The sequence below is a fragment of the Bacillus sp. AC266 genome, from assembly GCF_979253805.1.
Genome location: NZ_CEEDEC010000007.1, coordinates 116,430 through 136,799 on the forward strand (window position 1 = coordinate 116,430; position 20,370 = coordinate 136,799).

General features: G+C 35.3%; 19 protein-coding genes. 8 read left to right on the forward strand and 11 right to left on the reverse strand.

Annotated features, from left to right (window positions below; all coding sequences use genetic code 11):
* Positions 1 to 59: 59 nt before the first annotated feature.
* Positions 60 to 1,025, reverse strand: a complete 966-nt coding sequence (locus AC0IXC_RS24545) for an L-threonine 3-dehydrogenase (RefSeq protein ID WP_033708778.1) — start codon at positions 1,023 to 1,025, stop codon at positions 60 to 62.
* Positions 1,026 to 1,069: 44 nt separating this feature from the next.
* Positions 1,070 to 2,260 (reverse strand): glycine C-acetyltransferase, encoded by a 1,191-nt coding sequence (locus AC0IXC_RS24550; RefSeq protein ID WP_078180279.1) that lies wholly within the window; start codon positions 2,258 to 2,260, stop codon positions 1,070 to 1,072.
* 212 nt (positions 2,261 to 2,472) lie between these two features.
* Here AC0IXC_RS24550 and AC0IXC_RS24555 point away from each other — a divergent pair, with 212 nt between their 5' ends.
* Positions 2,473 to 3,204: a class I SAM-dependent methyltransferase gene (locus tag AC0IXC_RS24555; RefSeq protein ID WP_326997117.1), complete on the forward strand. Its 732-nt coding sequence runs from the start codon at positions 2,473 to 2,475 to the stop codon at positions 3,202 to 3,204.
* A gap of 32 nt (positions 3,205 to 3,236) precedes the next feature.
* On the opposite strand, the gene AC0IXC_RS24560 is transcribed toward AC0IXC_RS24555, so the two are convergent.
* The 3 genes from AC0IXC_RS24560 to AC0IXC_RS24570 are packed head-to-tail and all read right to left on the reverse strand — an operon-like array spanning position 3,237 to position 6,130.
* Positions 3,237 to 4,058, reverse strand: coding sequence for an ABC transporter ATP-binding protein (locus tag AC0IXC_RS24560; RefSeq protein WP_002188271.1), 822 nt, complete (start codon positions 4,056 to 4,058; stop codon positions 3,237 to 3,239).
* Positions 4,059 to 4,070: 12 nt separating this feature from the next.
* On the reverse strand, positions 4,071 to 5,129 hold the full coding sequence (locus AC0IXC_RS24565) for a FecCD family ABC transporter permease (protein ID WP_002125167.1): 1,059 nt from the start codon (positions 5,127 to 5,129) through the stop codon (positions 4,071 to 4,073).
* A complete protein-coding gene (locus tag AC0IXC_RS24570; protein ID WP_002029732.1) occupies positions 5,126 to 6,130 on the reverse strand; it encodes a FecCD family ABC transporter permease in 1,005 nt (334 codons plus the stop codon). The genes AC0IXC_RS24565 and AC0IXC_RS24570 overlap by 4 nt, the downstream gene beginning before the upstream one ends.
* Before the next feature lie 172 nt (positions 6,131 to 6,302).
* On the opposite strand from AC0IXC_RS24570, the gene AC0IXC_RS24575 reads away from it, so the two are divergent.
* A complete protein-coding gene (locus AC0IXC_RS24575; protein WP_002125165.1) occupies positions 6,303 to 7,271 on the forward strand; it encodes an ABC transporter substrate-binding protein in 969 nt (322 codons plus the stop codon).
* Positions 7,272 to 7,651: 380 nt separating this feature from the next.
* Positions 7,652 to 9,001, forward strand: coding sequence for a peptide MFS transporter (locus AC0IXC_RS24580; protein WP_061674012.1), 1,350 nt, complete (start codon positions 7,652 to 7,654; stop codon positions 8,999 to 9,001).
* 42 nt (positions 9,002 to 9,043) lie between these two features.
* Here the strand turns inward: AC0IXC_RS24580 and AC0IXC_RS24585 are convergent, their stop codons facing one another.
* Together AC0IXC_RS24585 and AC0IXC_RS24590 are read right to left on the reverse strand one after the other, a co-directional pair.
* Positions 9,044 to 9,223, reverse strand: coding sequence for an acid-soluble spore protein H (locus tag AC0IXC_RS24585; RefSeq protein ID WP_002010492.1), 180 nt, complete (start codon positions 9,221 to 9,223; stop codon positions 9,044 to 9,046).
* A gap of 207 nt (positions 9,224 to 9,430) precedes the next feature.
* Positions 9,431 to 9,718, reverse strand: a complete 288-nt coding sequence (locus AC0IXC_RS24590) for an ArsR/SmtB family transcription factor (protein ID WP_001075217.1) — start codon at positions 9,716 to 9,718, stop codon at positions 9,431 to 9,433.
* Between the two features lie 498 nt (positions 9,719 to 10,216).
* Between AC0IXC_RS24590 and AC0IXC_RS24595 the strand changes: the two genes are divergently transcribed.
* Both AC0IXC_RS24595 and AC0IXC_RS24600 read left to right on the forward strand, forming a co-directional pair.
* Positions 10,217 to 10,645 (forward strand): TlpA disulfide reductase family protein, encoded by a 429-nt coding sequence (locus AC0IXC_RS24595; protein WP_471653511.1) that lies wholly within the window; start codon positions 10,217 to 10,219, stop codon positions 10,643 to 10,645.
* Between the two features lie 203 nt (positions 10,646 to 10,848).
* The gene (locus AC0IXC_RS24600; protein WP_002029741.1) at positions 10,849 to 12,468 is read left to right on the forward strand and encodes a lactate permease LctP family transporter; all 1,620 of its coding nucleotides are present in this window, start codon (positions 10,849 to 10,851) and stop codon (positions 12,466 to 12,468) included.
* Between the two features lie 38 nt (positions 12,469 to 12,506).
* Here AC0IXC_RS24600 and aspA read toward each other — a convergent pair whose 3' ends face one another.
* From aspA to gloA2, 3 genes are all read right to left on the reverse strand, one after another.
* Entirely contained in the window at positions 12,507 to 13,940 is a 1,434-nt protein-coding gene (aspA, locus tag AC0IXC_RS24605) for an aspartate ammonia-lyase (RefSeq protein ID WP_002029742.1), read from the reverse strand.
* 181 nt (positions 13,941 to 14,121) lie between these two features.
* The gene (locus AC0IXC_RS24610) at positions 14,122 to 15,420 is read right to left on the reverse strand and encodes a hemolysin family protein (RefSeq protein ID WP_016093357.1); all 1,299 of its coding nucleotides are present in this window, start codon (positions 15,418 to 15,420) and stop codon (positions 14,122 to 14,124) included.
* Positions 15,421 to 15,527: 107 nt separating this feature from the next.
* Complete coding sequence (gene gloA2, locus AC0IXC_RS24615) at positions 15,528 to 15,914, reverse strand: SMU1112c/YaeR family gloxylase I-like metalloprotein (RefSeq protein ID WP_001017670.1); 387 nt, start codon at positions 15,912 to 15,914, stop codon at positions 15,528 to 15,530.
* A gap of 91 nt (positions 15,915 to 16,005) precedes the next feature.
* Here gloA2 and AC0IXC_RS24620 point away from each other — a divergent pair, with 91 nt between their 5' ends.
* The 3 genes from AC0IXC_RS24620 (at position 16,006) to AC0IXC_RS24630 (ending at position 20,029) form a co-directional block, all read left to right on the forward strand.
* Positions 16,006 to 17,184, forward strand: a complete 1,179-nt coding sequence (locus AC0IXC_RS24620) for a NupC/NupG family nucleoside CNT transporter (protein ID WP_088038426.1) — start codon at positions 16,006 to 16,008, stop codon at positions 17,182 to 17,184.
* Positions 17,185 to 17,515: 331 nt separating this feature from the next.
* Entirely contained in the window at positions 17,516 to 18,532 is a 1,017-nt protein-coding gene (locus AC0IXC_RS24625; RefSeq protein ID WP_002029713.1) for an LCP family glycopolymer transferase, read from the forward strand.
* A gap of 234 nt (positions 18,533 to 18,766) precedes the next feature.
* Positions 18,767 to 20,029, forward strand: coding sequence for a VanW family protein (locus AC0IXC_RS24630; protein ID WP_002010475.1), 1,263 nt, complete (start codon positions 18,767 to 18,769; stop codon positions 20,027 to 20,029).
* Between the two features lie 54 nt (positions 20,030 to 20,083).
* On the opposite strand, the gene AC0IXC_RS24635 is transcribed toward AC0IXC_RS24630, so the two are convergent.
* A complete protein-coding gene (locus AC0IXC_RS24635) occupies positions 20,084 to 20,356 on the reverse strand; it encodes a hypothetical protein (protein WP_016101844.1) in 273 nt (90 codons plus the stop codon).
* Positions 20,357 to 20,370: the final 14 nt, after the last annotated feature.

The window sequence follows — 20,370 nt, forward strand, 5'->3', positions numbered from 1 at the left end:
TTGCTTTTCTTCCTTCCTAAAATAATTAAGAGCCAATTCCTAAGAATCGGCTCTTCTTATTAATTCATTACTAACTCAGATGCGAGCTTTTTTTTTAACTTAGCCAGCATATCAGTTGTCATTTTGTCTAAATCATATTCTGCTTTAAAGCCCCACTCTTTCATTGCTGCTGTTGCATCAATAGAGTTCGGCCAGCTATCAGCGATTGTTTGACGAGCTGGATCTACTGCGTAATCCATTGTAAAGTTCGGAATGTGTTTACGGATTGATGCTGCAATTTGCTCTGGTTCAAAGCTCATTGCTGTAATGTTAAACGCATTTCTATGAACTAGTTTATTTGGATCAGCTTCCATTAATGAGATGATTGCTTGTAAAGCATCTGGCATATACATCATGTCCATGTATGTTCCTTCTGCAATGTATGAGGTGTATGTACCTTTTTTAATCGCCTCATAATAAATTTCAACTGCATAGTCAGTTGTTCCGCCTCCTGGAGGAGCTACGTAAGAAATTAAGCCTGGGAAACGTACACCGCGCGTATCAACGCCAAACTTTTGATGATAATAATCACATAGTAATTCTCCTGCTACTTTGTTTACCCCATACATCGTAGTAGGACGCTGAATTGTATCTTGTGGTGTATTATCTTTTGGCGTTGATGGACCAAATGCACCGATAGAACTTGGCGTGAAAAACTTACAGTTTAATTCACGTGCTGCTTCTAATGCATTTACAAGTCCGCCCATATTTAAATTCCAAGCAAATAACGGATTTTTTTCTGCAGTTGCTGAAAGTAAAGCCGCTAAATGAATAATTGTATCTACTTCATTACGCTTTGCAATATCATGTAATTTTTGTCCATCCGTTACATCTAACGTTTCAAATGGACCAGACGTTACTACTTCACTGTCTGTTTCACGAATATCTGTTGCAATAACATTTGATGCGCCGTATACATCACGAAGTTTCATTACTAGTTCAGAACCAATTTGCCCTAAAGAACCGGTTACTAGAATTTTTTTCATTTTTCCCACTCCCCATTTGCAAGCTATTCAAAAGATGTCGTTACTTAAATGATACCCATTTCTTTCCCTACTTTTTCATACTTACGAATTGCTTCATCTAGCATTTCTTTCGTATGAGCTGCTGTAGGCATATTACGAACGCGTCCCATTCCTTTTGCTACGGTTGGGAATACGATAGATTTTGCGTATACGCCTTCTTCATTTAGACGTTTACTAAATTCTTGTGTTAATACTTCATCACCAATAATACAAGGCGTAATTGGTGTCTCACTTTCTCCAATGTTAAAGCCAAGTTCTTTTAACCCTTGTTTTAAATAGCGACCATTTTCCCATAAACGATCGTGTAACTCTGTGCTTTCCATTAGAATTTCAATTGATCTCATACAAGCAGCTGCATCAGCTGGTGTTAAAGCTGTTGAGAATAAGAATGGACGTGAACGCACTTTTAACCAATCGATTAAGTTTTGTTTCCCAGCTACATATCCACCAATTACCCCAATTGCTTTTGATAATGTACCAATTTGGAAATCAACTTTATCAGAAAGGCCGAAATGTTTTACAGTACCTGCACCTTTGCCAAGTACACCTGAACCGTGTGCATCATCTACATATGTCATTAAATCCAGCTCTTCTGCAATTTCAACAATCTCTGGTAATTTTGCAATATCTCCATCCATTGAGAAAACACCGTCTGTAATAACCATTAATTTATTATAAAGACCTGATTCTTTTGCCTCGATTGCTTTTTTGCGTAAATCTTCCATATCAGAATGCTTATAAACGATGATTTTCGCTCTTGATAGACGACTACCATCAATAATAGATGCATGGTTTAATTCATCTGAAAGAATCGCATCATTTTTATCCATAACAGCTGAAATCGCTGCCATATTACAGTTAAATCCTGATTGATAAGCAATTGCTGCTTCTGTATGTTTAAACTTTGCAATTGTTTCTTCTAATTTAATATGCAAATCTAAAGTACCGTTAATTGTACGAACAGCTCCTGCTCCAACGCCGTACTTATGAATTGCACCAATTGCTGCTTCTTGTAAGCGATTATCAGTCGCTAATCCAAGGTAGTTGTTTGAAGATAAGTTAATATATTCTTTTCCGCTAATTGTAATAATCGGCCCATTTGGACTTTCAAGCGGATCAATTACGTTATAAAGCCCCTTTGATTTTAAATCCTCTAAATTTTCTTCTAAAAAATTTGCAAGTGTTTTACTAGACATCGTGAAGCCTCCCATCGTTCATGTAAGCGGATTATTATCTTAATAGTTCTAATAATCCCTCTACTAGCTTAACACGTTTTCAGAATTTATTATAGAAAAATAGTTTAAAGAAACCGCTTACAATTCTAGATTATAAATGATTCATTACAAGAAATCTATCATTTACTTTTCATATTTGATAGAATTAAAAAAATATTTAGGAGGCTTTTAAAATGGCGTTTACTGAATCTGATGTATATAATAACGAATCGTTTTTAGAGCAATATATGCAGCGAAGATATCGAGAAAATAGTCCAAACGAATCCCTTGAAAAACCAGCATTCTTTCAGCTCATTGGCAATGTAACTGGAAAACAAATCCTCGATTTAGGTTGTGGTGATGCTAAATTCGGCGAAGAATTATTAGAACATGGATGCCACTCTTACACTGGTATTGAAGGCTCCGAGCTTATGTATGAAAAAGCTAAAAAACAACTAGAAAATAAAAATGGCACCGTTCATTTTTTAAACCTCAAAGACTACACATACCCTCCTTCTACTTTTGATTTAGTAACATCTAGACTCGCCTTACATTATATTGAACACCTTGATATCATTTTTCAAAATGTGTTTCAAACTTTAAAAACAAACGGAACCTTCACCTTTAGCGTTCAACATCCCGTTGTTACCTCTTCATTTGAAAGCTTGCAAACGAGTGGTAAAAGAACTAGTTGGCTCGTCGATGATTATTTCGAAACAGGAAAACGAGTTGAGCCATGGATTGATCAAGAAGTTATTAAATATCACCGGACTACGGAAGAATATTTTACATTATTACAACAAGCCGGATTTACGATTACAAGCTTAAAAGAAGCTACACCAAATCGAAACTGTTTTCAAGATGAAGGAGAATATGAACGACGTTTACGTATTCCCCTTTTTCTATTATTTTCTTGCCGAAAATAAAAAAGACGATGAATCCTCATCGTCTTTTTTCGTTATCTCATCGCCTGAACAGCCTCTTTAAATACACGTCTTCCTCTTCCATGCGGGATACAGAGCGGTGTCCCAAATAACGGATCAGCGCTTATTTGACACTCCATACGGAATACATCCCGAACTAACTTCTGGTCAATAACTTCTTCTGGTTTACCTTGCGCATATATTTGTTTATCTTGAATAGCGACAATGTTGTCTGCATAACGACATGCCAAATTTAAATCGTGCAATACCATAACAATCGTTCTTTTCTCTGTTTCATTTAATTCGAATAATAAATCTAACACTTCAATTTGGTGCGTCATATCTAAATATGTAGTCGGCTCATCAAGCAAAATAATATCTGTATCTTGTGCAAGGGTCATTGCAATCCAAGCACGTTGACGTTGTCCACCTGAAAGGGCATGAACATCACGCTCAGCAAATTCTGTCATACCCGTTGCAGCAAGCGCTTTTTGTACCATTTCCTCATCTTTTTCGGACCATTGCTTCAGCCATGTTTGATATGGATAACGTCCTTGCTTTACAAGTTGTAATACCGTAAGTCCTTCCGGTGCTTGTGGCCCTTGCGGTAAAATCGCCATTTGACGAGCGATTTGCTTCGTTTGCATACTTTGAATTGCTTGATTATCTAACAAAATGTCACCGGTTGTTGGCTTTAATAATCTAGCTAGTGAACGTAATAAAGTTGATTTCCCACAACCGTTAGAACCGATGAAGATTGTAATTTCCCCTTTTGGAATTTCTAAATTCAGCTCATCAATAATAATCGTTTCACCATACGACAGCGTCAAGCGTTTCGTCTCCAATGCTTTTTGCATATTCATCTCCCTTTATGAATTCCGACTTTTATAAAGTAAATAAATAAAATAAGGTGCACCAATTGCTGATGTAAATACCCCTGCTGGAATTTCAAGTGGTGTGAAAACTGTACGCCCAATTAAATCTGCAGCGAGTACTAGAATTGCACCGATAATCGCCGCAACTGGGAGCAATGCACCGTAGAAAGAACCAACTAATCTTCGCGAAATATGAGGTGCCATTAAACCAACAAATCCAATTCCTCCTGCAAAGGCAACTGCCCCGCCAATTAAAGCTGTACTAAGTAACAACATAAATACACGCGACTTCGTTAAAGGAACACCAAGTCCCACTGCTATATCATCCCCTAGCTCTTGTGCATTTAAATGTCTCGCAGCGATAAATGATATTGTCGTTAAAATGAGAACCCACGGCGCAAGTACCATAACATTTTGCCACGAAGAGCCATAAACAGTACCTGTGATCCATACATTCGCTTGACTTGCTTGATAAATTGGTGCTAACAACATAAATAAAGTTGTTGCTGCTTTCGTTAATGCCCAAAATCCAACACCAATTAAAACAAGACTAATCGGTGATAATCCATCATTTTTCCAGGCAAATAAATATACAAAAAACGCTACAATTGTTGCCCCAGCAAAAGCTGCTAGCGGCATATAATGAATGCTTACTGTTAACGCATTGTTTTTATCACTAAATATAGCTAAAAAGAGTACAACTGCAACACTTGCCCCGCCCGTAATTCCGATGATATCAGGAGAAGCAAGTGGGTTTCGAACGAGCCCTTGTAAAATACAGCCCGCTACCGCAAGCGCAATTCCTACGAGGATAGCAATTAAAATACGCGGCATACGAAATTTATTTACAACCATATTTGACATCGCATCACCATTTCCGGTAATCGCTTGCCATACGTCATAAGGAGCAATTTTCATATCCCCCATACCTGCACTCGCAAAAAATAATCCTATTAAAACAACTAGTAAACTCAATAAGACGAGACAAGCTCGTTTATACATTAAAAACGAGAGCTCGCCTTTTCCAATACGAAACGGAATATACTTCTTCATTTGCTAAGCCCTCTCTTACGTGCAATATAAATAAAGAATGGGGCCCCGATAAATGCTGTCATAACCCCTACTGGTACTTCTTGTGGCATAATGACATATCTTGCTGCTATATCAGCCAAGATTAATAGTATTGCACCTAACAATCCGCTATAGGGTACTCTCCATCTGTGATCTACCCCAACAAGAGCTCTTGCGAAATGAGGAGTAACGATGCCAATAAATCCAATTGGACCAGCAACCGCAACTGAACCACCAGACAACAGTACAATAATAAGTAACACGAATGATTTCATTAAAATCGTTCGTTGTCCGAGCCCCTTTGCAACATCTTCCCCCATCATTAATGTATTTACTTTCCCTGCCATCATAAAAGATGCAATCCAGCCTATTAATAAATACGGGAATACTGATTGTAAAATCTCTAACTTTCTTCCTTGCACAGATCCGGCAAGCCAAAATAACACTTCTTCAAATGCTTTTTCATTTAATACAAGTAACCCTTGTGTTAATGATGAAAATAAAGCGCTTATCGCTACACCTGCTAATGTTAACTTAAGAGGCGTTGTCCCTTCTTTTCCTAAAGAACTAGAGGCAAATACAAGTACTGCTGCAACTGCCGCTCCTAAAAAGGCAATCCATGTGAAAGCTGATAATGATGTCACGGAAAAAAGTACAATTGCTACAACTATAAAGAACGCAGCGCCTGAATTTAATCCAATAAAATCTGGAGAAGCAAGCGGATTCTTTGTTAAAGTTTGCATTAAACAACCTGCAATGGCTAAACTAGCACCAACACTTGCTGCAATTAACGCCCTTGGTAGACGCACATTTTGAATAATAATATGCTCATTTGAACCATTAAAATGGAAAAAAGCATCTAAAGCTAATTTCCAGCTCGTATTTGTATATCCGAAAATAATGCTTCCCCAAATACAAATAACGACTGCAATGATTCCAACAAGTAATCCAATCCATTTTGCTTGATTTGTTTTTAATAACATGCAGCGTTTCCCCTTCAATGTATAATGATACGTTGTAAGTGTATTTCAACTTAATTCTCATTGTCAACGATAATGAGAACTATTTTCAGTAATATATATTGACAATCCAAAGATAAAGGCTTAACATCATGCTTGCTATTGAAAAATATTCTCAACATATAGGGGGTACATAATGAATTTCATGCAAAAGAAATCGTTTACAGTATTTGTATTTTTACTAGCTTTTTCACTTCTTTTAAGTGCTTGTGGAAAATCAAATAACAAAGAAGAATCAACAAAAGAAGATAATAAAAAAGAAATGATTACGGTTGAGCACGCAATGGGTAAAACAGAAGTTCCTGCCAATCCAAAACGTGTAGTTATTTTAACTAATGAAGGAACTGAAGCTTTACTCGAATTAGGTGTAAAACCAGTTGGGGCTGTAAAGTCTTGGACGGGTGACCCATGGTATCCGCATATTAAGGATAAAATGAAAGATGTAAAAGTTGTTGGCGATGAAGGACAAGTTAACGTTGAAACTATCGCTTCTTTAAAACCAGACTTAATTATCGGTAACAAAATGCGCCACGAAAAAGTGTATGAGCAATTAAAAGCTATTGCACCTACTGTTTTCTCGGAAACATTACGTGGTGAATGGAAAGATAACTTCAAATTTTATGCAAAAGCTTTAAATAAGGAAAAAGAAGGTCAAAAAGTTTTAGCTGATTACGGAAAACGTATGGAAGATTTAAAAGGCAAACTTGGTGATACAGTAAATCAAGAAATTTCTATGGTACGCTTTATGCCTGGTGATGTTCGTATTTATCATGGCGATACATTCTCTGGTGTTATTTTAAAAGAACTTGGATTTAAACGTCCTGGAGATCAAAACAAAGATGATTTCGCAGAACGTAACGTATCTAAAGAGCGTATTTCGGCAATGGATGGCGATGTATTATTCTACTTCACATTCGATAAAGGCAATGAGAAAAAAGGTTCTGAACTAGAAAAAGAATATATAAACGATCCTCTCTTTAAAAACTTAAATGCAGTAAAGAACGGAAAAGCATACAAAGTTGACGACGTTATTTGGAATACAGCTGGCGGTGTAATGGCTGCTAACTTACTACTAGACGACATTGAAAAACGCTTTGTTAAATAATTTCATTGTAACCAGCTCCCTCTTTTATGGAGCTGTTTTTTTTCATTTCACTGAAGTGTCACATTATTTCATTTTGTATTTTTATTCCCGATATGTTATATTATAAAAGTAAATATAGAATATTTTCTCTATATCAGAATAAATATTCTAATCTAAATTTTCTGATTTATCACTATTTTACTTCATTTTAGAATTCAATTACTACATTTGAAAACGCTTATTATCTTGTTTTCAGGGAAAAATACAATAACGGTTGAAGAAAAATAGATTTTTTCAGAAATTTTCTTGCTATTTCCATATAATTCTATTGACTTCTAAATATTTTGTGAATTAAAATAATTACATAAATATCCGTTATACAGGATTAGGGGGAAACAAACATGGATGCAGCTTTAAAATTAGACAAAGCTGGAGAGCAACAATCACCAAAAAAACATCCACCAGGATTATATTTGTTGTTCTTTACAGAAGCATGGGAAAGATTTAGTTATTACGGAATGCGTGGCTTATTAGTTCTTTATTTAACAACGAGCTTAGTAAGTGGCGGTTTAGGATTTGATAAAGCAGTTGCAGTTCAAATTTACGGTATTTTCACAATGCTTGTATATTTCACACCGATTATTGGTGGCTGGTTAACTGACCATTTCATTACGAAACGACATGCCATTACCATCGGCGGTATCATTATGGCGATTGGTAACTTCGTACTATTTTCAATGAACACGAAAACTGGACTATTTTTAGGATTAGGATTATTAGTTATCGGTAACGGATTCTTCAAACCAAATATCTCGACTTTACTAGGTCAATTATATAGCGACAACGATTCTCGTCGTGATAGTGCCTTCACTATCTTCTACATGGGAATTAACTTAGGAGCTCTTATCGCTCCATTCATTTGTGGTTACTTCACAGATTATAGATACGGTTTCTTAACAGCTTGTATCGGTATGATTATTGGACAGATTGCCTTTAATTTCTTAGCACCTCGTTACTTAGGGTCTATCGGAACAACTGTTGTCGGTAAAAAATCTAAAGAACAAAATGCAAAACCTATTGAGAAAAAACCTTTAACAACACAAGAGAAAAAGCGTACAACTGCAATTTTAATTTTAACTTGTTTCGTTGTATTCTTCTGGGCAGGATTTGAACAAGCTGGTAGTTCTTTAACACTTTACACAGATAAGTTCGTGGATCGTACAATTGGTGGATTTACAATTCCAACACCTTGGTTCCAATCTGTAAACCCACTATTCATTATCTTACTAGCATTACCAGTTTCTGCATTATGGATTAAACTTTCAAAAACAAAAAATGGTGATTTAAAAATCCCTACAAAAATGGCTTTTGGTATGATTTTACTAGGAATCGGGTACTTAGTTTTAACTTTAGCCGTTCTAAAAACTGGTAGCGATGAAGGTAACATTACAATGAAAGCAAACTTACTATTCATTGTATTCACTTACATGTTCCACACAATCGGTGAATTATTCTTATCACCAATCGGATTATCTATGGTAAGTGCAATCGCACCTCTTAAATTAGCATCTTTATTAATGGGTGTATGGTTAGCTGGTACTGGCTTTGCAAACTTATTAGCAGGACAATTAGCTGCTTTCACTCAATCTTTAGGATATTTAGAAGTATTCGCAAGCATCGGTGTTATCGTAATCGTGCTAGGATTAGTACTTCTTATGTTCTCTAAGAAAATTGCACATATGATGGAATAGTAAATAAAAAAGACGCTTCTACAATTAGAAGCGTCTTTTCTATTACATCTCTTCTAAAGCCGTGACATCCACGTGAACGCTCTCTCCTGGGTTGGATACGTCATACACTTGAGCACTACCCTTCTGCTCATCACAGCTCTCAATCCATACGGGGACTCCCTCGTATGTAACATCAATTCTACTTGAAGAAGATAATATCTGTTTCACACGTTTTACATCCATTATATTATTCCTCCTTTGGCTTACAACACTCCTTTCTATCTTTTCATATCCCTTCAGAATATATTCCGTCAATTTAGCACTTCAACCGATAGTTTGTTTCTTTCTAACGCGCTAATATATACGCTCTCAAATCTTCCTATTATTAGATCCTTTCCAAATAAAAAAAGACGTATATTTCACACGTCTTCTTTCCATAATATTCAAAAATTAAGAAAATAATGTTTTTACTACTTCACTTACTTTATCGTTATGAATTTGATAGTACACTTCTAACCCGCGTCTCTCAAAGCGTACTACTTTATTTTGTTTTAATTTCGTTAAATGCTGCGAAACAGTTGATTGCGGAATTTCTAATACCTCTTGTAATTGTGTTACATTACATGTTCCACGCTGCATCAGTTCCATTACTAAACGTAGACGAAGTGGATGAGCTAATGCTCTTAACATCTGTACGTCTTCTTCTGAAATACGACAGTCAAATTGGTTTTGGTTCATAAAATTCCCCTCATTTTCATTTTTTATTTTCTCTTTATTTATTTATATATCTGTTCTTATATTTCCTGTTACGACATAACTTTATCAACCTATAATGCTGAGAAAATTTTCCGACTTTTATCAGCACACAGTTCAAGAAAAAATCCCACCTGATTTTGAATATTATACTATATGATACAATAAAAAAGCAAAACAAAGGGCTAGCAATACTTTGCTTACAAACGTTGTTTTATCAGGCTTTTTGTTATATTTTCACCTTACTGAAATGTACAGTAATGATATTGTAAAATATCGTCCATAATTGATAACCTATCGTAAAGTAATTTGACCATATTTAACCACTTTGTTACGATAAAAAGGAAATTTAAGTAAGGAGGATGATGTAATATTAAAAAATGGTTTATTTTTGCGTTAATTAGCATTGCGGTTGGCTGGACTATTATCAATCACTTCCTATTAGACAAAAAAGAAGATATAGCTTCAAAATCAAACATCCCCATTGGAACTGAAGTTGGCAATGCTGCACTCGATTTCCTTCTGGAAACAACCACTGGTCAAGAAGTTCGCCTTACAGACTATAAAGGAAAAAAAGTAATATTGAATTTTTGGGCAAGCTGGTGTGGTCCATGCAAAATAGAAATGCCTGATATGGAAAAGTTTTATCACGATACTAAAGATATGGGGATTGAAATTGTCGCTATAAATGCGACAGCTACTGAAAAAGACCCGAATAATGTAAAACAATTTCTTGAAGAAAACAAATATACCTTCCCCGTCCTATTAGATCAGAAAGGCCAGGCAAGTGCCGCATATCAAATCATCAGCATTCCAACATCTTTTGTCATCGATACAAACGGTGTCATTCAATATAAGCATGTAGGACCAATGACATATAAAAAAATGAAAGAATATGTAAATAATTTATAGAAGCGTAATCAAATCAATTTGATTACGCTTTTTGTCTACTTTATGAACAAAATGTTACTTTTAATACTATTATGGAATAATTATACTTTTTCACGTTGACAATAGTGTTGAAGGAGAATATACTAAGCATGTAAGTTGATTGTGAATAGTTTCACAAATAATGTGAATTTCTTCACATATAATAGATAGGAGTTGTCATTATTATGAGTACTTGGACACAAATTTATGACCCATTAAACAATATTTGGTTATCTGCACTAATCGCAGCACTCCCAATTTTTTGCTTCATTATTTGTTTAGTGGGATTCAAAATGAAAGGTTACATGGCTGGGCTTTATAGTGTGATCGTCGCTATTATTCTTGCTATATTTGTTTATAAAATGCCCGCAACTGTAGCTGTAGCATCTGCCGGATTCGGTGTTTTATCTGGATTTTATCCAATTTGTACTATCGTTATCGCAGCTATCTTCCTTTACAAATTAACTGTTAAAACAGAACAATTCAATGTCATTCGTGATAGCATTTCAAGTATTACAAATGATCAGCGTTTACAAGTATTATTAATCGCTTATTCTTTCGGTGCTTTCTTAGAAGGTGCAGCTGGTTTCGGTGTTCCAGTTGCTATTACAGCTGCATTACTTGTAGGTATGGGCTTTAATCCATTAAAAGCAGCAGGTATTTGCTTAGTAGCTAATATCGCTGGTGGTGCTATGGGTGCTATGGGTATTCCAGTTACAGTACCTGCACAATTAACTGGGCTAGATGCATTAACTGTCGGTCGTCAAGCTGTTTACATTTTGCCATTCATTAGCATTGTTTTACCGTTCTTACTTGTTTCAATGGTAGATGGATTTAAAGGCATTAAAGAAACTTGGCAAGGTATTCTTGTAAGTGGTGTTTCTTTCGCAATTACTCAGTTCCTTGTGACTTACTTCTTAGGCGCTGAACTTACTAATATTTTCGCAGCAGTCGTAAGTATGGTCGCTCTTACATTATTCTTACGTGTTTGGCAACCAAAATCTTCTGCTAAAGAAGAAAAACAAGAAGAAAAAGAATCTCATACATTCAATCAAATTTTATATGCTTGGTCCCCATTCGTATTCTTAACTGCATTTGTAACAATCTTTAATTTAAAACCAATTAAAGCTTTATTTGCTCCGGATGGTCCATTGGCAAACTTAGTATTTAACATTCAATTCCCTGGTCTTCATAATGCGGTTATGAAAACTGCACCAATTACAAAGGCTGATACACCTTTCGCAGCGATTTTCAAACTAGATGTATTCTCTTCTACAACTACTGCAATTGTATTAGCAATCATCGTTTCACTTATCGTCTACCGTGTAAACGGCAAAATGATTAAAGAATTAATGATCGAAACAATAAAAGAACTAAAAGTTCCAGTATATACAATTTGTAGCGTTATCGCTTTAGCTTACGTAGAAAACTACTCTGGTATGTCATCTACACTTGGACTTGCATTCTCTTCTACAGGAAATGCATTCCCAGTTCTTTCTCCAATCTTAGGATGGATTGGCGTATTCATTACAGGTTCAGTCGTATCAAGTGGTTCATTATTCGCACCACTTCAAGCAGTAACTGCCGATCAGTTAAACATCGTACCATCTACTCTCGTTTCATTAAACGTAGTTGGTGGTACAATCGCAAAAATGGTTTCACCACAATCTGTAGCAGTTGCTTGTGCAGCAGTTGGACTAGTTGGTCAAGAATCTGCTCTATTTAAAATAGTAATGAAATATAGTTTAATCTTCTTAGCTATTATTAGCTTACTTCAACTTAACTCTGTATTTAATATCTTCTAAAAAAAAGCACCGATCCAAATGGATCGGTGCTTTTTACATTACATTTTTTTAGTCTTTAATAAAGAAGCACCAGCAATTTCAGGATGGGTCATTTCGTATGGATCCAAAATAATATCAAGCTCTTCTGCTGTAAGTACACCATGTTCTAAACATAGCTCCCTAACAGATTTTCCTGTCGCAATTGCTTCACGTGCAATGCGAGAAGCTGCTTCATAACCAATATGAGGATTCACTGCTGTAATAACTCCAACACTTTTTTCAACATATTGCTTAAGCAACTCTTCATTCGCTGTAATTCCCTTTATACAGTATTCACGGAATACACGGAAACCGTTATTCATAATACTGATGGATTGAATTAAATTAAATACTAATACCGGCTCCATTACATTTAACTCTAATTGTCCAGCTTCTGACGCTAAGCAAATTGTATGGTCATTTCCAATTACTTGGAAAGCAACTTGGTTAATTACTTCCGCCATAACTGGATTTACTTTACCCGGCATAATAGATGAACCTGGTTGACGAGCTGGTAATTGAATTTCCGCCAACCCAACACGTGGACCAGACGCCATAATACGAAGGTCATTTGCAATTTTAGACATATTCATCATACATACTTTTAGTGCTGCAGATACTTCTGTATATGCATCTGTGTTTTGCGTCGCATCAACTAAGTGCTCTGCACCAACAAGAGGGAAACCACTAAAAGTTCGTAAATGCTTCACAACTTGTTCTATATAAGTAGGGTTTGCATTTAATCCCGTACCGACAGCTGTCGCACCCATATTAACTTCGTATAAATGTTGACGAGACTGTTTAATTCTTTTTATATCACGCTCTAGCACTCTGCTATATGCTTCAAATTCTTGCCCAAGGCGAATTGGAACTGCATCTTGCAAATGCGTACGCCCCATTTTAATAACGTGATCAAACTCTTTTGCTTTATCATGAAAAGCAGAGTGAAGTTCTTCCATTGTAACAAGAAGTTCTTCCAGCATCATAAGAGTTGCTATATGAATCCCAGTTGGGAACGCATCATTTGTTGATTGAGCCATGTTCACATGAGTGTTTGGGCTAATTTTCGCATATTCACCTTTTTCGTATCCCATACGTTCCAAGGCTCTATTTGCAATTACTTCATTAGTATTCATATTAATTGAAGTACCTGCTCCGCCTTGAATCGGGTCTACGATAAATTGATCATGGAACTTTCCATCAACAATCTCTTGTGCCGCTTCTGCAATTTCTTGTCCGATATCTTTAGCTAAGTAACCTGTATCTATATTCGCAAGCGCTGCCGCTTTTTTTACAATTGCCATTGCCGTAATGAGTGACGGATGAATGCGGTATCCTGTAATAGGAAAGTTTTCTACGGCACGTAATGTTTGTACACCATAATAAGCTACACTCGGTACTTCCTTTTCACCTAAAAAATCTTTTTCTATACGTATATCCTTCGTTGCTATCATTTTTCATCACCTATACTTTTCATTCTAAATCCTTATCTAAAGAATTCGCCCTATAAAATACGAGTATCATTAAATGAATTCTTCAGTATCCACTTTCACTATATAGCACCTTTTTTGAAAGCGCAAACATTTATTTTTCTATATATACTTTTTATTAAAGTTTATATAATAGAAAATCCATTCATTCTTCTACTTTCTTTATTTCAACTCGCTTAATTTGATGCATATCCTTTTCAAGAACTTTAAAAGAAAAGCCGTGTTTTTCAATAATATCTCCTTCAGCAACGATTTGCTTTTGTACCATAATCCAACCACCAATTGTATCTACATCATCAGCGATTAAGTGTATGCCAAATAAATCATTTACTTCACTAATAAGCACTTTTCCCTCTACGATTTTACACCCTTCACTTATATGCTCTATAGGCGGGTGTTCATCTTCATCGTATTCATCTCGGATTTCTCCAACAATTTCTTCTAAAATATCTTCTAGTGTAACGATCCCCGCTGTACCACCATATTCATCATATAATACAGCTAATGGAATTCGTTTTCTTTGCATTTGTAATAGCAAATCATGAATAGGGATATTTTCTAACACTTCAATAACTGGTCTTGTATATGGCGTAATCGAGCACCCCTCGTCTCGATTACCATCCATATAACGAATAAATAAATCCTTTACATTAACCATCCCAATAATTTCATCTTTATCTTCACCAAATACGGGATATCTCGTGTACTTTTCTTGTGCGATTATTTTAATATGTGTTTCAAATGGTTCGTCCTCATATAAACCTACAACTTCCGTACGAGGTACCATAATTTCCTTTGCGACTCTATTATCGAATTCAAAAATATTATTTACATATTTAAATTCCCTTTGATTAATCTCTCCACTCTCATAACTCTCAGATAAGATTAATCGTAATTCTTCCTCCGAATGAGCTACTTCATGCTCAGAAGCCGGATGTAATCCGAATAACCCTGTTACAAGCCTTGCAGAACCATTTAAAGCCCAAATAAACGGATACATTACTCGGTAAAAGTAAATAATTGGCTTCGATAATAATAAGCTAACTTGCTCTGCCCTTTGTATAGCGAGCGTCTTCGGAGCAAGTTCACCAATGACAACATGTAAAAACGTAATAACTGCAAAGGCAATAATAAATGAAACTGTACTTGCAATTGCAGGAGATAGGTGTAGTTTTAAAAACAACGGCTCGAGTATATGTTTTATAGTGGGCTCTCCTAACCACCCAAGCCCTAAAGCAGTAATTGTAATACCTAACTGACATGCTGATAAATACTCATCTAAATTCGAAGTTACTTTTTTAGCTGCCAATGCTCCTCGTCGTTTTTCACTAACGAGTTGATCAATACGACTGCTACGCACCTTAATAATTGCAAACTCAACAGCCACAAAAAATGCTGTTAACGCAATAAGGATGGCTACCATCAGTAATTTTAAAATATCCACATATGTCCTTTAGCTTTCTTAGCTAAAGTTACACCTCCTTTAAAAAAGAAGTTTCACTTTAGTTTCTTCATTTATTTGAAAGCAACCCTATATAAAATTCACCAATTTCAAGCCTCATACAATTCTAAAGGCAAGCCATCAGGATCTTGGAAAAAGACAAATTTTTTATCCGTAATTTCATCCATACGTATCGCTTCAGTCTCCACACCGCATTGTTTTAAATGGTTTACAGCTTCTTCTATATTTGTAACAGCAAATGCTAAATGTCTAAGTCCAGCTGCTTCTGGAAAACTTGGGCGCTCAGGTGGACTAGGAAATGAAAATAATTCAATTTGATACTCTTCCCCTACACATAAATCTAACTTATAAGAATCTCGTTCTTTTCTATATACTTCATTTATCGCTTTAAAACCTAATATCCGAGTATAAAAATCCTTTGACAGTTCATAATTCGAACAAATAATTGCAACGTGGTGCACTCTACATATATTCATGCTCTCTCTATTCCTTTCTTTACCAAAGATGCATATTCTCCCTTGAAATGAAAAACATATATAGCAGAATATCTCTTTTAGGGGGCTTACTATGAAATTTATTACTTTTTTCGTGGGACTTATCGTTGTTTTCTTCCTTGCTTATATTGCTAGCAACAATAAAAAACATATTAAATTTAAACCAATTTTCATCATGCTTATTATACAATTAATTTTAACCTATTTATTATTAAATACAGAAATTGGTCTCATACTTATTACGGTAATTTCTGGCCTGTTTACGAGGCTACTTGAGTATGCTGCCAGTGGTATAAACTTTGTATTTGGCGGTCTTGCAAATAAAGGGGAAATGCCATTTTTCCTTAACGTATTATTACCGATTGTCTTTATCTCCGTCTTAATTGGTATATTACAACATTTCAAAATACTACCATTCTTTATTCGTTGGATTGGTTTCTTTCTTAGTAAAATAAACGGTCTTGGGAAATTAGAATCTTACAACGCCATCGCTTCCGCTATTGTCGGCCAATCAGAAGTTTTTATTACGGTTAAAAAACAATTAGCCCAAATTCCAAAACATCGACTATATACACTTTGCGCCTCTGCTATGTCAACAGTATCTATGTCCATTGTCGGTGCCTATATGACAATGATTGAACCAAAATATGTAGTAACCGCACTCGTTCTCAATTTATTTAGTGGTTTTATTATCGTACTCATTATTAACCCTTACGACGTTAACGATGATGAAGACATTTTGGTAATAAAAGGGGAAAAACAAAGTTTCTTTGAAATGCTTGGAGAATACATTCTTGATGGTTTTCGTGTAGCAATTGTCGTCGGTGCTATGCTCATTGGATTCGTCGCATTAATGAGTTGCATTAATGACCTATTCCTCATTATATTCGGCATTACTTTCCAACAATTAATAGGCTATGTATTCGCCCCTATTGCATTTCTTATCGGCGTACCAAGTTCTGAGATTGTCACAGCTGGTAGCATTATGGCAACAAAGCTTGTAACAAATGAGTTTGTAGCAATGATGGATCTTAGCAAAATTTCCAGCACTCTCTCTATCCGTACAGTTGGTATTATTTCTGTCTTCCTCGTTTCTTTTGCCAACTTTTCTTCCATTGGAATTATTTCCGGTGCGGTAAAAGGGTTAAACGAAGAACAAGGAAATGTTGTTGCCCGCTTCGGCCTAAAATTACTATACGGCGCTACTCTTGTTAGTATTTTATCTGCGATTATTGTAAGTATTATGCTTTAATTAGGTAAAATTTTATCATTTTCTTATCCCTGTCTTTTGTATACAATAACGAATAGATGTCTTATAAAGTGAAACTTTAATCAGAGGGGGCTATCCCCCACTGATTATTAGTTGAACCAATCGGGCATTTACGGGCAGTTATCTCCCACCTAACTTCCTTGCATTCGCTGGACTTTGAGGTGGGAGTTTTACTGCCCGTTAATGCGGGATAAATAATCAATACATCTATTTTTTATGCATGTACAATACCTTTTATTTAGCGTAAAATATTTTTTATGTGTTTTAATACGCTTCTAGATGTATACACTTTGATTGTTTTAAAGGAGAAAAAATGATGAAATCCGACATTAACAACGAAACTCGAGCCAAAAAAGGACGCTCAAAGAAAAAGCGCCTACTTTGGTTCATTCTTATTCCATTACTTATTGTAGCAATGGGAGCAGGAGGCTATTCCTTCCATATATACAGTAAAGCAAAATCCGTCTTAAGCAACGCTTATTCTGAACTCGGCCGAGGAGATAAATCCAGCAAACGTGAAAAAGCTGTTAAACCTATGACTGATAATATTTCTGTCCTGATCATGGGTGTTGATGAAAGTGATATCAGGGAAAAAGGTTACGGAAAAGCGACTCGTACAGATGCATTACTACTTGCAACAATTAATAAAAATGATAAATCTGTTAAACTAGTCAGCATTCCACGTGATTCACGCGTCTTCATTAAATCACGTGATAAATATGATAAAATTACACATGCACATGTATTTGGTGGTGTAGACAGCACAATTGATACAGTAGAAAAATTTTTAGATGTACCAGTTGATTACTATGTAAAATTTAATTTCAAATCCTTTATCAAGATTGTTGATTCTCTAGGTGGTATAACTGTCGACGTTCCAGTTGAGTTCACAGAACAAAATAGTAGCGACGAAGCAGATGCAATTCACCTAAAAAAAGGGCGTCAACATTTAAATGGAGAAGAAGCACTTGCACTAGCTAGAACTCGCCATATTGACAGTGATTATATGCGCGGTCAACGACAACAACTTGTTTTAGAAGCTATTGCTGAAAAAGCCCTATCTCTCAATTCCATTAATAAAATCGGAAGCCTATTAGATGCTGTCGATACAGACTTAAAAACAAATTTAACTTTTGATGATATGATGACTATTGCAAAAAATTCAATGGATTCAAATTTAAAAATGGATAAATTGCAAGTGGAAGGTACTGATAAATATATAGGTGGTATTTATTATTACGTTCCAAACGAAAAGAGTGTTAATGATATATCGACAACACTTCAAGAACATCTCGGTGTTACGAATAAAAATGAGCATAAAAAATTATAATAAAAAGGCTGCTAGATTTTTCTAAGCAGCCTTTTTATTATAATTTTCAACATATTTCTCATGCATATTGTGACAAAAAGAGACAATTATTACAGCAGTGTAACATTTTTTATGAAAACATTACACACGTAGTGAAAATAATAGTATACTAGGACGTACATAATGTTATTTTCATCATTTTTATACAAAAAATGTAATACATATATTTATACAAATTTTTCTGGGGGGAAATAAATGAAGCTAAGCAAAATACTGATTGGTTCCGCTATTGCTGGTGGCATATTACTTTGTGTTGGTGGTATTGGTGGATATCAATATGTATCCAAATTAAATAATCAACTAAATACAACTGCACTACCAAACACTACATTTGAAGGTATTTCTCTTGATGGAAAAAATAAAGCAGATATTCAAGCCCTTGTTAATCAAAAGATGAATGAATTAAATCAAAAATCTCTTAACTACGTATTCCAAAATGATAAGCAAAATTACACGTGGAAAGATTTAGGAGTAGATTATAAAGAGAAGGATATTGTCGACAATATCTTTAAAGAACAAGAAGGGAACGTAATGAATCGTTACAACATGCGTAAGCAAGCTGAAAACGGTGAAGTAAAACGTGACTATAAATTAACACCACAATTAAATACAACAACTTATGAAACCTTTATAAAGGATAAATATAATGAAACATTAAAGAATCCTGTCAACGCCGAATTAAGTGTTGAAGGCTCTACAGTAAATATTAGCCAAAGTCAAAATGGAGAAAAAATTGATAAAGGAAAATTAACCGATTTAACAAGCGCAGCTATTACTTCTGGCACACCCGATGTTGTATTACCAGTTACACTAATAAAACCTGAACGTTCTACAGAAGATATACAACAAATGGGGATTAAAGAAGTGATTGCTGAATACTCTACCCCAATGGCTGGCCGTAATGGAAATCAATCCTATAACGTAAATAAGTCAGCTAATACTTTAAGTGGAGTTATTGTAGCACCTGATGAAACGTTTAGTTTTAATGGCCGTGTTGGCGTAACTGATGCTGCACATGGTTATAAATCCGCAGCAGTATATTCACAAGGTAAAGTTATACAAAGTGCAGGCGGAGGCGTTTGCCAAGTAAGTAGTACTTTATACAGCGCAGCTTTAAGGGCAGATTTAGGAATTGTTTCTCGAAGCAATCATTCTATGCCCGTAAATTATTTACCACTTGGGCAGGATGCAGCAGTGGCAGATTATGGTCCGGATTTAAAATTTAAAAACAATACAGGTAAGCATATTTACATTCAAGCATTTTCAAATGGCGGTAGTATTACTACACGTATTTTCGGTACAAATACTGGTAAAAATGTTGAAGTTTCTTCTCAAGTAATTAGTAATACTGGTGATAAAATAACAGCGGTTACGTATAAAAAAGTAACACAAAACGGTGAAGTACTCTCAAATGGACAAATTTCAAAAAGCGTATATAAAAGTGCCCCAAAACAATGAGATAATATCAAACGGACAAATTTCAAAAAGCGTATACAAAAAGGCGTGATCTACTCACGCCTTTTTCTTTTGCAATAATAGTAAAAAAATCCCCAGATGATCTTTCGTTTCTTCTAAAGACCACACACGATTGCCTTGCTTCGCAGCTAATACGCACGCTTCTTCCCACGCGTTCTTTTTCTTCATATTTACTAATTCATCGCGTAATTTCAAAACAATCTCTTCGTCCTCTTGCTCTATAAACTCTTCCATCACGCTTACTATTTCATCCTCATGAATACTTAACGTACAGTACGATTTAAGAAAGTATTGTAATGTTGGATACATATATACTCCCCCCT